Below are 15408 nucleotides of genomic sequence, written 5' to 3' on the forward strand. Positions count from 1 at the left end.
TGTCGTCCTCCCCGTCGCCACGTCTGCCGCCTTCCCCGGCATCGTAACGGCGTGGCCGCCGGTCCCGGCAGGGTGCCTGCCGGGACCAGCGGCCGTCAGTGGGCCTCCACCGTGACCGAGAAGGAGAACCGGTCGCCCCGGTAGCGGATCTGCGCCACATCGACCACCCGGCCGCTCTCGTCGTACGTCACGCCCGTGTAGTACAGGATCGGGCTGAGCAGCGGGACCCGGAGCAGTTCGGCGGTGACCGGATCGGCGAGCCGGGCCTCGACCGTGTCGGTGATCCGGGCGATGGGGACACCGACGCGGTCGCGCAGCACCTTGGTCATCGGCCAGCGTTCCAGGTCGGCGGGGTCGAGCCCGGCCGCGACCTCCGGATGGAGCCAGTTCTGCGCCCAGTTGGTCGGCTCGCCGGTGTCCTCCTCGCACCGCAGCCGTCGGTAGCCCGTGACCTCCGCGCAGTCGGGGAAGTACTCCACGACGTCGCCCGGCACCGGGCTCGGGCCGTGGTCGAGCACCGTGGTCCGCTCGCCCGACTGCTGGGCGACGATCGCGTCGATCGAACCGAGCAGCCGCACCGGCGACACCCGGCGGGCGCGCGGCTCGATGAAGGTGCCACGCCGGCGGTGCCGGCTGATCAGCCCCTCCGTCTCCAGCTCCTTGAGCGCCTGGCGCATGGTGAGGACGCTGACGCCGTAGTGCGCGGCGAGCTGCTCCTCGGTCGGCAGCCGCAGGGTGGCATCCGCCGTGCGGCCCAGTATCGAGGCCCGCAACGACTGCGAGACCTGGTACCACAGCGGGAGCTTGCGGTTCAGGACCAGCGAGTCGGGCGCGAAGGCGGCCCCCTGGGGCGCGGGGGGCTTCAGAGGCGTCTGCGGCACCTGGGTCACCTGCATTCGTTGTCGCTGAGGCACGTGGCCGGTTCACATGGGCCGTTACGGAGGGAGCCGTTACGGATGGAAGTTGCGGCTCAGACCCTGCCACACGTCGTCGTAGCCGTGCTGAAGATGGCCGGCCGTCGCCGCCTGCCCGGTCGCGACGACCGGCCAGCGGGTCTCGAACATGAAGGCCAGGCCGTCGTCGATCTTCTGCGGCTTCAGCTCCGCCGCGCTCGCCCGCTCGAAGGTCTCCCGGTCCGGGCCGTGCGCCGACATCATGTTGTGCAGGGAGCCGCCGCCCGGCACGAAGCCCCCCTTGCCGGCCGTCTTCGCGTCGTACGCGCCCTCGATCAGGCCCATGTACTCGCTCATGACGTTGCGGTGGAAGTACGGCGGCCGGAAGGTGTCCTCGCCCACCAGCCAGCGCGGCGCGAACACCACGAAGTCGACGCCGGCGAGGCCGGGGGTGTCCGTGGGCGAGGTCAGCACCGTGAAGATCGACGGGTCCGGGTGGTCGTAGCTGATCGAGCCGATGACGTTGAACCGGCGCAGGTCGTAGACGTACGGGGTGTGGTTGCCGTGCCAGGCGACCACATCGAGCGGCGAATGGTCGTACGTCGCCGACCAGAGGTTCCCGCAGTACTTGTTGACCACCTCGACCGGGTGTTCCACGTCCTCGTACGCGGCGACAGGGGCGAGGAAGTCCCGGGCGTTCGCCAGGCCGTTGGCGCCGATCGGGCCGAGGTCGGGGAGGACGAACGGCTGGCCGTAGTTCTCGCAGACATAGCCTCGGGCGGTGGCGTCGAGCAGTTCGACCCGGAAGCGGACACCGCGCGGGATCAGGGCGACATGGCCCGGCTCGGCACGCAGCAGGCCCAGTTCGGTGCGCAGCAGCAGCCCGCCCTGCTCGGGGACGATCAGGAGCTCCCCGTCGCTGTCGCTGAACACGCGGTCGGTCATCGCGGTGTTGGCGGCGTAGAGGTGGACGGCCATGCCGGTGCGCTGCGCGGCATCGCCGTTGCCGCCCACCGTCCACAGACCGGACAGGAAGTCCGTACCGGGCTCGGGCTCCGGGAGCGGGTCCCAGCGCAGCCGGTTGGGGTCGGGGACGGATTCGGTGAACGGGGCGGTGCGCAGAGTGCCGTTGCCGGTCCGGACGAACGGCGGATGGGCCGCGGAGGGGCGGATCCGGTAGAGCCAGGAGCGGCGGTTGTGGGCGCGCGGCTCGGTGAAGGCCGAGCCGCTCAGCTGCTCGGCATAGAGCCCCAGTGGTGCGCGCTGCGGTGAGTTGCGGCCGTGCGGCAGCGCCCCCGGTACCGCTTCCGAGCTGTGCTGATTGCCGAATCCGGCGGAATGTGCGAGCCCTTCCGCCGTCGTCCGCGCCTGCTCGATGCCGCTCATATGTGCTCCCGGTGCAAGGGGAAGGGATCGGAGTCCTGGAATCCTATGGGTAACCGTAGGAATCGAATCGCGGCGAGTCAACGGCATTCGTGCGGCACAGGGGGGTTCCAAAAGATGAACAATGCTCTACTCTCCGGCTCATGTCGTGGACACGAAGACTTCTGGTGGTTCTGGCGGCGCTCGCGGCCGCTCTTCTCGCGGCCCCGGCCGCCCAGGCGCACGAGGAACGGCCGGTCACCCTGCCCGATGGCACCGGCAGCGTCCCCGTGTACCGCGCGGGCGAGCCCGATCTCCTGGTCTGCAAGAGCGACCGGGCCGACTTCGAGCGCCGGATATCCGGATTCCCGGACGCCCTTCGGGCCAGGAATCTCACGCTCTTCGACCGGTGCCAGAAGTCCGGGTACCGCCATCTCCAGCAAGCCGTGGACGCCGTCACCGGGCCTGGGAAGAACATCGCGATCCTGCCCGGCCTCTACGAGGAGGAGCCCTCACTGCCGGCGCCGAAGGGGGAGTGTGCCCGGCTGAAGGCCCCCAACTCGCAGCTCGGCTACCAGATCCTGAGCTACGCCCAGCAGGCGAAGTGCCCACACAACCAGAACCTGGTGGCGATCCTCGGCAAGAAGGACCTCCAGATCGAGGGCACCGGCGCCGCGCGGACCGATGTCGTCATCGACGCCAAGTACCAGAAGCTCAACGCGGTCCGTGCGGACGGCTCCGACGGCGTCTACTTCAAGAACTTCACCGCCCAGCGCACGACGTTCAACTCGCTGTACATCCTGGCCCAGGACGGCTTCGTCATCGACGACGTCCTGACCCGGTGGAACGACGAGTACGGCTTCCTGACCTTCGCGAGCGACCACGGCCTGTACAAGAACTGCGAGTCGTACGGCAACGGCGACTCCGGCATCTACCCGGGCAGCGCGTCGGACATCAACGACGCGTACGGCTACAAGGTGCCGCGCTACTCGATCGAGATCACCGGCTGCCGCAGCCACCACAACATGGTCGGCTACTCCGGCACCGCGGGTGACTCGGTCTACGTCCACGACAACGAGTTCGACCACAACATGGGCGGCGCCTCGATGGACAGCGCCTTCCCGGGCCACCCCGGCCTGCCGCAGAACCACGCCCGCTTCGAGCGCAACCTGATCCACGACAACAACGCCGACTACTACCCGTACGTCGCCGACGGCACGTGTGCCAAGCCGCCCGTCGAGCGCGGTTACGAGGACGGGGTGGTCTGCCCGCAGATCTCCATGCCGCCGGGCACCGGCATCATCACCGCGGGCGGCAACTGGAACCTCTACGAGGACAACTGGGTCTACGGGCAGAAGCGTGCGGCGTTCTTCCTCAGCGCCGTACCCGCCTTCATCCGCGGCGAGGACGCGCTCGGCAAGCAGACCGACACCTCGCACCACAACCGGTACGCGAACAACCACCTCGGCACCGACAAGCAGGGCCGCTCGCGCCCCAACGGCGCCGACGTGTGGTGGGACGGTCAGGGGGCGGGCAACTGCTGGCAGCCGGACGCGGGTGCCTCCACGCCGCGCTCCCTGCCCGCGTGCGGGTCCGACCGGGGTGACGTCACCGGCAGCACCGACCGGCTGGTGGGCGAGCCCGTCAAGCTCGCCCAGCTGCTGGTCTGCGCCGACTACAACGTGCAGGCACGCAGGCTGCCGGCCGGCTGCGACTGGTACGGGGCGCGCGGCATCGAGCGCATCGAGGTGCAGGCGGCCCTGGGCATCGCGGTGGTGCTGGTGCTGGTCGGCGGGGTGCTGTGGTGGCGCAGGCTGCGGGCGAGCCGGCTCGCCACGGCTGCCACGGTCCTCGGCCTCATCGGCCTCGGTCTGGACGTGGCCGGCTCGACCATGGGCCTCGCCTCCTCGTACGTGCCCGCCCTCGCACTGCTCCTGACCGGGCTCTGGTGGACGGGCATCGGACTGGTGCTGCGGCGGGAGCGGCCGGGGCTGGGCTGGGTCACGGTGGCGCTGGGCGGCCTGACGCTGCTCGACGCGCTGGACAAGGGCGTGTTCATGATCCCGTGGATCCCGCTCAGTCCGGCCTGGGTGCGGGGGCTGCTCGGCCTGGTCTGGGTGGTGTGGGCCGTGGTGGCCGCCGCCCGTCACGGCGAGCGGGCGAAGGCGACGCCGGAGCCGGCGGAGGCGGAGCCGGCCCCGGACACCGATGCGGAACGTGCGCCGGCGCCGGAGAGCGCGACCGCGCCGGCCTCGCCCACGTCACCGGCCACCGCCCCGGACGGAGAACCGTCGTGAAGCGGCACTCGGTGCAGGCGCAGGGGCAGGCGCAGGCGCGAAGGCAGGGGCAGGCGCAGGGGCAGGCGACGGCGCCGGCGATGGTGACTGCGACGGCGACGGCGCCGGCCGGGCTCCGGGGCTCGGCCGCTCCGGCCCGGCGGCGCGGCCGCCGCGTCGCCCTTTCGCTGCTCGCCGCCGCCCTCCTGCTCGGCGCGAATGCCTGTGGAGGGCGGGCCACCACCCATCACAAGCCGGGCACCAGCCATGAGCAGGCCACCGGCAGCAACGGCCGGCTCCTGACCGCGGACGACGGCTCCGGCCACCGGCTGCGCCAGGTCGACGCCCAGGACGCGCCCGAGGTGGACCTGGCCGTGCGGCCGGACTCGGAGGACGGCTGGAACGTCCACCTCACGGTACGGAACTTCCGGTTCACCCCGGACAGTGTCGGCGGCGCCGCGCTCCTGGGACGCGGCCACGCCCGGCTCCTCCTCGACGGCCACCCCCTCGCCCGCGTCTACGGCACCTGGTTCCACCTTCCCGAGTCGCTCCTGCGCGCCGCCGGGGGCGGCACCCGGCTGACCGCCCGCCTCTACGCGGACGACCACACCGCCTGGGCGGTCGATGCAGCCCCGGTCCAGGCCACCGCCACGCTCGGCGGCGCCACTTCGACACCCACGCCCACACGCACCCCCGACGCCACCGTGGAGATCTCCGTCCGCGACGGCAAGGTCAGTCCCACCCCCGGGCGCACCGAGGTCAAGAAGGGCCGGACCGTGCGCCTCCAGGTCCGCAGCGACCGCGCCGACACCCTTCACGTACACGGCTACGACAAGGAGGCACGGCTGCCCGCCGGCCGGACCGTCACTCTCACCTTCACCGCCGACCGCACCGGGCTCTTCGAGGTCGAGACACACGAGTCCGACCTGCTCCTGACCCAACTCGTCGTACGGTGACGGCCCTCGACGACTCCCGTGCCGTGAGCGTCCTCGCCCACGGCATCGGCGCCCAGCACGACCTGCCCCTCTCGCCCTTCTATGCGTTCGCCGGAGCCTTCGCCGCGCTCTTCGTCTCCTTTCTCGCCCTCGGTCTGCTCTGGTCGTCCTCCCGGTTCCGGGGCGACCGGGCGGGCCGCCCGCTGCCCGCCGCCGTCCAGCGCGCGGCCGACGCCCGCCCCACCCGCGTCGCGGCCCGCGCGCTCGGCCTGGCCGCCGCGCTCCTGGTCGTGCTGCACCTCCTCCTCGGTCCGGCCGACCCGGACCGTAACCCCGCCCCCGGCGCCGTCTACGTACTCCTCTGGGTCGGGCTCGTCCCGGCCTCGCTGCTGCTCGGGCCCGTCTGGCGGCTGCTCAACCCGCTGCGCACCGTCCATCTCCTCGGCTGCCGCGCGCTCGGACGCGACCAGGCCGCCGGCCGCCCCCTGCCCCCACGCCTGGGGATGTGGCCCGCTGCCGCCGGGCTCCTCGCCTTCACCTGGCTCGAACTCGTCGCCCCCGACCCTGCCTCACCCACCGCCCTGCTGGTCTTCCTCACTCTCTATTCAGCCGCCCAGCTCGCGGGCGCCGCCCTGTACGGGGCCCGCTGGTTCGACCACGCCGACGCCTTCGAGGCCTACTCGGGCCTCCTCGCCCGGCTCTCCCCCCTCGGCCGCCGCCCCGCCGACCGCCGCCTCGTCCTGCGCTCCCCGTTCAACGGACTCGACGCCACACCCCCGCTTCCCGGACTTGTCGCCACCGTCTGCGTGATGCTCGGCTCCACGGCCTACGACGGTTTCTCCGACGGGCCCTCCTGGATCACCACCGTCCAGACCTCGGCGCTGGGCCGTACCACCACCGCCACTCTCGGACTCCTCGGAGCCGTCGCCCTCGTCGTCACCCTCTACGCCCTCTGTGCCGGTGCCACCCGGCTTCTCTCCGGCCGACTGCCGCACCCCCTCACCGCCTTCGCGCACTCCCTCGTCCCGATCGCCCTCGGCTATCTCGTCGCCCACTACTTCACACTCTTCGTCACCGAAGGCCCACGTACCGTCATGGTGGCACTCGGCACTGACAATCCCGCGCCGCCCGAACCGTTCCTGGGGCCGGGCGGCATCGCCACCCTCCAGGTCGTCGCGATCGTTCTCGGCCATGTCCTCGGCGTCGTCGCCGCACACGACCGCTCCGTCCGGCTCTTCCCGTCCGGACGTGCCGTCGTCGGTCAGCTTCCGCTCCTGGTCCTGATGGTCGCGTACACGATCGGCGGACTGGCGCTGCTCATCGCCTGAGCCCGCGGGCGGGGCGGTCCTCCGCCCCGTCGGTGTCCGGGACAGAGGACGGACCCCCGCCCCCGGCCGAGGAGGCCCACGGCATCATGGAACCCGTGCCCCATGCGAACACGAACCTCCGCCGCGCCCCCGTGCAGCAGCGCAGCGCCGAGCGCCTCGCCCGGATACTCGACGCCTGTGCCGAACTCCTCGACGAGACCGGCTACGAGCAGCTCTCCACCCGGGCCGTGGCCGTGCGTGCCGGGGTGCCCATCGGCTCCGTCTACCGGTTCTTCTCCAACAAGCGGGCGCTGGCCGACGCCCTCGCCCGTCGCAACCTGGACAGCTACGCCGAGCGGATCACCACCCGGCTGACCGCCATCCCGGTCGCCGACTGGCGCCGCGCCATCGACGCGGTGCTCGACGAGTACCTGGCGATGAAGAGCTCCGTCCCGGGCTTCTCCCTTGTCGACTTCGGTGCCCCCGGGCCCGACGACGACCCGGCCGACGACGCCAACCAGCGCGTCGCGGGGCGGCTCGCTGAACTGCTCGCCGGTCATCTGGAGCGCGACCCCGACGAGGATCTCCTTCGCTCCATACTGGTCTGCGTGGAGGCGGCCGACGCCCTGCTCCAACTCGCCTTCCGTACCGACCCGTCCGGCGACCGGGCCATCGTCGCCGAGACCCGGGTACTGCTTCAGGCCTACCTCGCGCGAGTGCTGGACTGAGACCGGCCTGACCGGCACCGGGGGGCCGGACCTCAGAGGCGGCCCCCTGTTCCGCGACGAGAACGCCCTCGGGGCAACCCGGCCCCCGGTACCGATGCGCTTCCCCGATCACCAGTTGCACGATGACGAAGGAGGGCTTCGATGAGGCGTGAGACGGTCACCGAGGAGTCCATAGCCGAGGCACGGGCGTTGGCCCAGGAGCAACCGAGCACCGGACTGCCGGTACTGGCCCGGCGCCTGCTGGGGTTCGGATGGCGGATCGATCGCGAGAGGCCGTCCGCGCGCATCCCGTATTTCGAGGAGGCCGCGGCCGTCTTCCGGAGCCTTCTCGCCGACGGATCCGATGAACACCTCGGAGCTGCGGCGCAGGCGATCTACTCGCTCGGTCTGCAGTACTCGCTCGCGCACGCCGATGATCGCTCCTTGGCCGCGAAGGGCGAGGCCGCGGTGCTCGCACGGCGGTTGAACCGTCACCGCGAGGACGGGAGGAAGGAGATCAAGATCCTCGGCGCGTTCGCCCACGGCCTTGCCGAGGCCGGCCGGTTCGACCGGGCCGTGACCGTTCAACGCGAGGTGGTCGACATCTACCGTGCGGCAACGGGCCCTGGAGACCACTTGTCACCTACCGGTCTCGCGTGGTCGCTCCTGGATCTGGCGATCTACCTTGATCTGGCCGGACGGACCGACGCGAGCCTGGAGATCGAACGCGAGGCGCTTCACCTCGAGCGCCGCATGGCCGAAGCAGAACCAAGCTGTCCGCCCGGACTGGTGATCTGGCTCGCGGGGGTCTCGCTCCGGTTTGCCGACACCGGGCATCCGCGGGAAGCCGGAGAACTCCTGGACGAGGCCATCGCCGCCTGCGACCTGCTTCCTCCGGAGGGCGACTGCGTGAACTTCGGATTCCATCAGGGAGTCCAGGCCGCGTTGTTCGCCAGGTCCGGTGCCCGGGACGAGCGGAGCGGCGGCGACGGGGCGATCCCGATCGGCGTCAGCCCGGATCCCCGGGCTCTCCGACCAGTGGCCGGCGTGGCCTTTCACTGGTGGGCGTTCAGCGTCCGGGAGGCCTACCGTGCCGGGCGCGAGGCCATCGATGACGCGATTTTCGCGACAGGAGACCGGTCTGCGCTCGATCCCGCACGGCTGGCCGGTCTCGGGACCCTTGTGCGCCGCCGCAACATCCGCCAATCGGTCGCCTTCGACTGCGCTCCGCGGCTGTTCAACGAGAACGTCATCCCTGCTCTGGCCGAAAGCGTCGCTCTCGAACGCCTGATTGCCGCCGCTCGTCCGAACAACGGCCCTCGACGCCTGATCCGGTCTCTGACCGACCAGGCGATGGGGCACCTGGTCGCCGGCGCGCATTCGGCAGCAGGCGAGGCTCTCCGTGAGGCCCGCGACCTCCACGTCGTCGCCGAAAGCACCCGGACGCCGACGACGAGGGCGACGACGGGCGGGCAGGACTGAGCGTCACCGGCCGGCCTGTGGTGCGCCTCAGCTGAACTTGTACCCGGCGAAGTCGGCGAGGTGGACGTACCCGATGCGCTGGTAGAGGGCGTTGCTCGTGGGGTTGTCCGGGTCCGTGAACAGGACGACGTCCGTCGCGCCCGCGGTCAGCGCGGCCCTGCTCGCCTCGACCGTCACGGCGCCCGCGTAGCCGCGGCCGCGGAGGCGGGCCGGGGTGTAGACGGGGTCCACCCGGACCATGCCGCCGATGACCGAGGTCGCGGCCGCCATGGAGACGGGGGTGCCGTCCGGGGTCTCCCAGAACGTGAAGTGCCTGTCGCCGAACCGCGAGTCGCCCCAGGAGCCGGCGTCGATGAGGTCGATGGAGGGCTGTTCCCCGACGTCGGCACAGAACTCACGGCACCAGCGCACGACTTGGTCATGGTCCTGTCCACCCGTGGTACGGCCCCGCCCCTCCGGGTGCGGCTGCGCCGGGGTGAGTGTGCCGAGGCGGTAGAGATGCGTCCGCCAGAAAAGTACCGGCGCTGCGTTCGTGTGCCGGTGCCACGAGTCGGCGAAGGCGCCGGCGGTGTCGTGGTCGGCGATGACGGTGGAGGGCGAGTGGCCGAGGCCGGCCAGGTGAGCGGCGAGGGCGTCGGCCCGCTCGGCAGGGAGAGGGGTGAGGCCCAGGCGGCCGCGCGGAGCGAGATGGAAGACCGCACGGATTTCGCCTCCCGACTCCAGCCGGCCGAAGACGGGGGCTTCGGCGCCGGGCTCGGCCGCCCCGCGGATCCGCAGCTTCTCGATGTCCGTCAGCGGTGTGTTGTGCATGGCTGGGCGCGAGCGCAGGAAGTCCCCGGCTCGGGCGAGGAAGTCGTCGATGTCCTGAGTGAGGTGCCAGTCGTCCGGGAGCATGCTTCATGATCCCGGATGTCCTCGACTCGGGAAACCTGATCGAGCGGGCCGGCCTGCACCCGGTCGCCGAACTCCGGATTCCCTCGGAGGAGTACGGCGGGCCGCGTCCGGTGGTCATTGCCAGGAGCCCGGGCTGAGCACCAGGCGCCTGAGGCGGTGAAGCGTCCTGTGCCTGGAGGACGTGCCTGGAGGACGCACCGGGAGGACCTGCCGAGAGTACGTACCGGGAGGACGTACCGGGATCCGTCCCCTGAGGCATGCCGCTGCTTTCCGTACGGATACCCCCTCGGCAGTCCGCGGGGGGCAACCTTCTCGCCCTCACACCTCCCCACCATGCGTACCGGTCGGTATGCTCGTCCGTGCTTGACCGTGCATGGCCGTGTCCGCGCCACCGTAGCCGCCGCCCCGGGAGGGCCCATGTCGCACGACCCCAGCAGCTCCCGTACCGCCCTGCGTATCTGCCCCCTCTGTGAAGCCACCTGCGGGCTCACTCTCACCATCGAGGGGACCAGGGTCACCGGCGCCCGCGGTGACCGGGAGGACGTGTTCAGCAAAGGGTTCATCTGCCCCAAGGGTGCGTCGATCGGCGGACTCGACGAGGACCCCGACCGGCTGCGCACCCCTCTCGTCCGCAAGGACGGCGTGCTGACGGAGGCGAGCTGGGGCGAGGCGTTCGACGCGATCGCCCGCGCCCTGCCGGCCATCGCGCAGGAACACGGACCGCAGGCCGTCGGCGTCGTCCTCGGCAACCCCAATGTGCACACCATGGCCGGCGCGCTCTACCCGCCCGCACTGCTCGCGGCCCTGCGGACCCGGGCGCTGTTCACCGCGAGCACCCTGGACCAGATGCCCAAGCACGTCTCCAGCGGGCTGCTCTTCGGCGACCCGAACACCATCCCGGTGCCGGACCTCGACCGCACCGACCACGTGCTGATGCTGGGCGCCAACCCTCTCGAATCCAACGGCAGCCTGTGCACCGCCCCCGACTTCCCCGGCAAGCTCAAGGCGCTGCGCCGCCGCGGCGGCAGCCTCACCGTCGTCGACCCGCGCCGCACCCGCACCGCACGCCTCGCCGACCGGCACGTTGCCATCCGGCCCGGCACCGACGCCCTCCTGCTCGCCGCGATGGCGCACGTCCTCTTCGAGGAGAAGCTCACCGACCCCGGCGTGCTCGCGGACCATGTCGAAGGGATCGACGAAGTCGCCGACGCCGTACGTGACTTCACGCCGGAGGCCGTCGCTGCGGCCTGTGACGTGGACGCCGCGACCATCCGCACCCTCGCCCGGGAGCTCGCGGCCGCCCCCACCGCCGCCGTGTACGGCCGTATCGGCAGCTGCACCGTCGAACACGGCACCCTCGCCAGCTGGCTCGTCGACGTCCTCAACGTCCTCACCGGCAACCTCGACCGCCCCGGCGGCGCCCTCTTCCCGCTCTCCGCGACCGCCCGCGCCCCGCGCCCCGCCGCCCCCGGCAAGGGGTTCGCCCTCGGCCGCTGGGCGAGCCGCGTCTCCGGCCACCCCGAGGCCAAGGGTGAACTGCCCCTCTCCGCACTGGCCGAGGAGATCGGGACGCCGGGCGAGGGGCGGATCCGCGCCCTGATCGTCCTGGCCGCGAACCCCGTGCTCTCCGCCCCCGACGGCGACCGGCTCGACGTCGCACTTGCCGACGGGCTCGACTTCATGGTGAGCGTCGACCCCTATCTCAACGAGACCTCCCGCCACGCGGACGTGGTGCTGCCCCCGCCGCCGCCCTCGCAGAGCGCCCACTTCGACTTCGCGTTCAACACCCTGGCCGTACGCAACCAGGTCCGCTACACCCGCCCCGCCGTGCCCCTGGACGCCGACCGGATGGACGAGGCCGAGATCCTCGCCCGGCTCGTCCTCGCCGTCTCCGGGATGCACGGAGCGGAACCGGACGCCGTGGACACCATGGTCATCGACCGCGCCCTCGGCAAGGCGGTCGCCGACCCGCTCTCGCCCGTGCACGGCCGTACCCCCGCCGACGTCTCCGCCGCGCTCACCGGCCGCACCGGGGCGGAGCGACGCCTCGACCTGATGCTCCGCCTCGGCCCGTACGGCGAAGGCTTCGGCGCCGACCCCGACGGTCTGAGCCTGGAGCGGCTGCTCGCCCACCCGCACGGCATCGACCTCGGCCCCCTCGCTCCCCGCGTCCCGGAGGTCCTCACCACGCCCAGCGGACGCATCGAGCTGTTCCCCGCCCCGATCGCCGCCGATCTGCCCAGGCTGCGCCGCGCCCTCGACGGCCGAGGCGACCCCGACGCCCTCGTCCTCATCGGCCGCCGCCACCTGCGCTCCAACAACAGCTGGCTGCACAACGTCGCGGCGCTCCGCGGCGGGTCGAACGTCTGCACCCTCCAGATACACCCCGAGGACGCCGCACGCATCGGACTGGCCGACGGCGCATCGGCCACGGTCACCGCGGACGGCGGCGAGCTGACGGTCCCGGTCGAGGTCACCGACGGCGTACGGACCGGCGTGGTGAGCCTTCCGCACGGCTGGGGGCACAACCGCCCCGGCACCAGGATGTCCGTCGCCTCCGAGCAGCCCGGCGTCAACGTCAACCAGCTCCTCGACGGCAGCCGCCTCGATCCGCTCTCCGGCACCGCCGTGCTCAACGGAATCCCCGTCACCGTGACACCCTCGCGTTGACCTGGGGTTTTGCTCGTATTGCTCGCATGTCAACGTCTTGTTAACGCCATATGGCGCGCCCTAACGTCATCCGCACCGCCGGCTCCGGCGGGAGTTCAAGGGTGAACGATAGGTATCCATATGCTGACAGTCCTCGGCTTTGCCATGATCGCGACCTTCCTGGTCCTGATCATGATGAAGAAGATGTCGCCGATCGCGGCGCTCGTCCTGATCCCCGCGCTGTTCTGCGTAGCCGTGGGGAAGGGTGCGAAACTCGGCGACTACGTCATCGAGGGCGTCGGCAATCTGGCGCCGACCGCCGCCATGCTGATGTTCGCGATCGTCTACTTCGGCGTGATGATCGACGTCGGGCTCTTCGATCCGATCGTCCGGGGCATCCTGCGCTTCTGCAAGGCCGACCCGATGCGCATCGTCGTCGGGACGGCGGTGCTCGCCGCGATCGTCTCGCTGGACGGTGACGGCTCCACCACTTTCATGATCACCGTCTCGGCGATGTATCCGCTCTACAAGCGCCTGAAGATGAGCCTCGTCGTGATGACCGGGGTCGCCGCCACGGCGAACGGTGTCATGAACACCCTTCCCTGGGGCGGCCCCACGGCCCGCGCCGCCACCGCGCTGAAGCTGGACGCCGGCGACATCTTCGTCCCCATGATCCCGGCGCTCGGCGTCGGACTGCTCGCGGTGATCCTGCTGGCCGTGGTCCTTGGCCGGCGCGAGCGCAAGCGGCTCGGCACCCTCACCCTCGACGAGGCCCTGACGACCGGCACCGTCACGGAATCCGAGACCGTTCTCGTCGCTGCGGGCGGCGGCAGCGACCGCCTGCGCAAGGGCACCGGCTCCGCCGGTACGGGCGGCGCGGCACCCGACGACGAGGCGGCGGAGGACGCGGCCGACGAGGGCTTCAAGGGCCTCGACCCCCACCGCGCCACCCTGCGGCCGAAGCTCTACTGGTTCAACGCGGGCCTCACCATCGCCCTGCTCACCGCGATGATCATGGAACTGATGCCGATCCCGGTGCTCTTCCTCCTCGGCGCGGCCCTCGCCCTCACGGTCAACTACCCCCACATGCCCGACCAGCGGGCCCGGATCGCCGCCCACGCCGACAACGTCCTCAACGTCTCCGGCATGGTCTTCGCCGCCGCTGTCTTCACCGGCGTGCTGACCGGCACCGGCATGGTCGACCACATGGCCGACTGGCTGGTCGGCGCCATCCCGGACGGCATGGGCCCGCACATGGCCCTCGTGACCGGCGTGCTCAGCATCCCGCTCACGTACTTCATGTCCAACGACGGCTTCTACTTCGGCGTCGTGCCCGTGCTCGCCGAGGCCGGTGCCGCGCACGGGGTCTCCCCTCTGGAGATCGCCCGCGCCTCCCTGGTCGGCCAGCCCCTGCACATGTCGTCCCCGCTGGTGCCCGCCGTCTACGTCCTGGTCGGCATGGCCAAGGTCGAATTCGGCGACCACACCCGCTTCACCGTCAAGTGGGCCGCGCTCACCTCCCTGGTCGTGCTCGGGGCCGGACTCCTGTTCGGGATCATCTGATCCATGACCGACACCACCGGGCCCGGCCGGAGCTGGCTGCTGCGCCTCGTCATCGCCTTCGCCTTCGCGCAGGGGGCGGTGTCGATGGCGCGGCCCGCCGTCTCCTACCGGGCCCTGGCGCTCGGTGCGGACGAGCGGGCGATCGGCGTCATCACCGGGGTGTACGCGCTCCTCCCGCTCTTCGCCGCCGTACCCCTGGGGCGCCGGACGGACCACGGCCGGTGCGCACCGCTGCTGCCTCTGGGCGTCGTCCTGATCGCCGGGGGCTGCGCCCTCAGCGGCCGGGCGGACTCGCCGGCCGCGATGGCGGCCTGGAGCGGGGTCATGGGGCTCGGCCACCTCTGCTTCGTGATCGGCGCCCAGTCGATCGTCGCCCGCCAGTCCGCCCCTGCCGAACAGGACCGCAACTTCGGCCACTTCACCATCGGCGCCTCCCTCGGCCAGCTCATCGGCCCGATCGCCGCCGGTTATCTGATCTCGGAGCGCGACGGCGCGATGGGCCGCACCAGCGCCCTCGCGCTGATGGTCTCGGCGGCCGTCGCCGCCGTCTCCTTCACCTCGCTCTGGCGCATCGAGCACCGGACCGCCCCGGCTCCCCGCCGCCGGGATCCGGCCGCCAAGGTGCCCGTCGGCAGCATCCTGCGCGCCCGCGGAGTCCCTGCCGGGATCTTCATCAGTCTCGCCGTGCTCTCCACGACCGACATCCTCACCGCGTATCTGCCGGTCGTCGGGGAGCACCGCGGCATCGCCCCCGCCACGGTCGGCCTGTTGCTGAGCCTGCGCGCCGCCGCCACCATCGCCTGCAGGCTGGTGATGACCCCGATGCTGCGCGTGCTGGGCCGGGCGGCCCTGCTCGCCTCCACCTGTCTGCTGGCCGGGGTGCTCTGCGCCGGCATCGCGCTCCCCGTCCCCGTCTGGGGGCTCGCCCTGATGCTTGCAGTCCTCGGCTTCTGCCTCGGAGTCGGCCAGCCCCTGTCGATGACCACCGTCGTTCAGGCGGCCCCGGCGGCCGCACGCTCCACCGCGCTCGCCCTGCGGCTGACCGGCAACCGGCTGGGGCAGGTGGCGGCCCCCGCTGCCGCAGGACTCCTCGCCGGAGCGGCGGGCACGGCCGCGCCCTTCGTCATGCTCGGCGCGCTGCTGATCGCGGCGGCCGGCCTCGGTGCGCGCGGCAAGGACGGCCGTGTACCACCCCGGGGCCGGCTCCCGGAACCGGATCCGGCCGTTCCCGAGACCGGCCCGGCGCGGGCCGGTCTCAACCGGAATCCCACCTGACACTTCCATTTCCGCACTCCCCGTACGGTGCAACCTTTGTGCGAGTCATTCCCTCACCCTGCGCA

The 15408-nt window shown here is 71.6% G+C and carries 12 protein-coding genes; 9 read left to right on the forward strand and 3 right to left on the reverse strand.

Annotation, left to right across the window (positions count from 1 at the left end; translation table 11 throughout):
• Window positions 1–95: 95 nt before the first annotated feature.
• Window positions 96–896: a GntR family transcriptional regulator gene (locus ACIOEW_RS34575; RefSeq protein WP_401968875.1), complete on the reverse strand. Its 801-nt coding sequence runs from the start codon at window positions 894–896 to the stop codon at window positions 96–98.
• A 54-nt stretch (window positions 897–950) separates the two neighbouring features.
• Window positions 951–2279 (reverse strand): homogentisate 1,2-dioxygenase, encoded by a 1329-nt coding sequence (gene hmgA, locus ACIOEW_RS34580; RefSeq protein ID WP_401968876.1) that lies wholly within the window; start codon window positions 2277–2279, stop codon window positions 951–953.
• Between the two features lie 140 nt (window positions 2280–2419).
• On the opposite strand from hmgA, the gene ACIOEW_RS34585 reads away from it, so the two are divergent.
• From ACIOEW_RS34585 to ACIOEW_RS34605, 5 genes are all read left to right on the forward strand, one after another.
• The gene (locus ACIOEW_RS34585) at window positions 2420–4552 is read left to right on the forward strand and encodes a right-handed parallel beta-helix repeat-containing protein (protein ID WP_401968877.1); all 2133 of its coding nucleotides are present in this window, start codon (window positions 2420–2422) and stop codon (window positions 4550–4552) included.
• An 80-nt stretch (window positions 4553–4632) separates the two neighbouring features.
• Window positions 4633–5487 carry a hypothetical protein gene (locus ACIOEW_RS34590; RefSeq protein ID WP_401969001.1) on the forward strand — a complete coding sequence of 285 codons (855 nt, stop codon included), beginning with the start codon at window positions 4633–4635 and terminating at the stop codon, window positions 5485–5487.
• Window positions 5484–6794 carry a hypothetical protein gene (locus ACIOEW_RS34595; RefSeq protein ID WP_401968878.1) on the forward strand — a complete coding sequence of 437 codons (1311 nt, stop codon included), beginning with the start codon at window positions 5484–5486 and terminating at the stop codon, window positions 6792–6794. Before ACIOEW_RS34590 ends, ACIOEW_RS34595 begins: the two co-directional genes overlap by 4 nt.
• Window positions 6795–6880: 86 nt before the next feature.
• Window positions 6881–7501, forward strand: coding sequence for a TetR/AcrR family transcriptional regulator (locus ACIOEW_RS34600; RefSeq protein ID WP_362548650.1), 621 nt, complete (start codon window positions 6881–6883; stop codon window positions 7499–7501).
• A gap of 189 nt (window positions 7502–7690) precedes the next feature.
• A complete protein-coding gene (locus ACIOEW_RS34605; protein WP_401968881.1) occupies window positions 7691–8962 on the forward strand; it encodes a tetratricopeptide repeat protein in 1272 nt (423 codons plus the stop codon).
• 27 nt (window positions 8963–8989) lie between these two features.
• On the opposite strand, the gene ACIOEW_RS34610 is transcribed toward ACIOEW_RS34605, so the two are convergent.
• Window positions 8990–9856, reverse strand: a complete 867-nt coding sequence (locus tag ACIOEW_RS34610; protein WP_401968882.1) for a GNAT family N-acetyltransferase — start codon at window positions 9854–9856, stop codon at window positions 8990–8992.
• Between the two features lie 5 nt (window positions 9857–9861).
• Here ACIOEW_RS34610 and ACIOEW_RS34615 point away from each other — a divergent pair, with 5 nt between their 5' ends.
• From ACIOEW_RS34615 to ACIOEW_RS34630, 4 genes are all read left to right on the forward strand, one after another.
• Window positions 9862–9993: a hypothetical protein gene (locus ACIOEW_RS34615; protein WP_401968885.1), complete on the forward strand. Its 132-nt coding sequence runs from the start codon at window positions 9862–9864 to the stop codon at window positions 9991–9993.
• 280 nt (window positions 9994–10273) lie between these two features.
• Window positions 10274–12526, forward strand: coding sequence for a molybdopterin-dependent oxidoreductase (locus tag ACIOEW_RS34620; RefSeq protein ID WP_401968886.1), 2253 nt, complete (start codon window positions 10274–10276; stop codon window positions 12524–12526).
• Between the two features lie 120 nt (window positions 12527–12646).
• Window positions 12647–14068, forward strand: coding sequence for a CitMHS family transporter (locus ACIOEW_RS34625; protein ID WP_401968888.1), 1422 nt, complete (start codon window positions 12647–12649; stop codon window positions 14066–14068).
• Between the two features lie 3 nt (window positions 14069–14071).
• A complete protein-coding gene (locus tag ACIOEW_RS34630; RefSeq protein WP_362548634.1) occupies window positions 14072–15343 on the forward strand; it encodes an MFS transporter in 1272 nt (423 codons plus the stop codon).
• Window positions 15344–15408 lie beyond the last annotated feature (65 nt).

Source organism: Streptomyces sp. NPDC087901 (assembly GCF_044742205.1).
Lineage (GTDB): Bacteria > Actinomycetota > Actinomycetes > Streptomycetales > Streptomycetaceae > Streptomyces.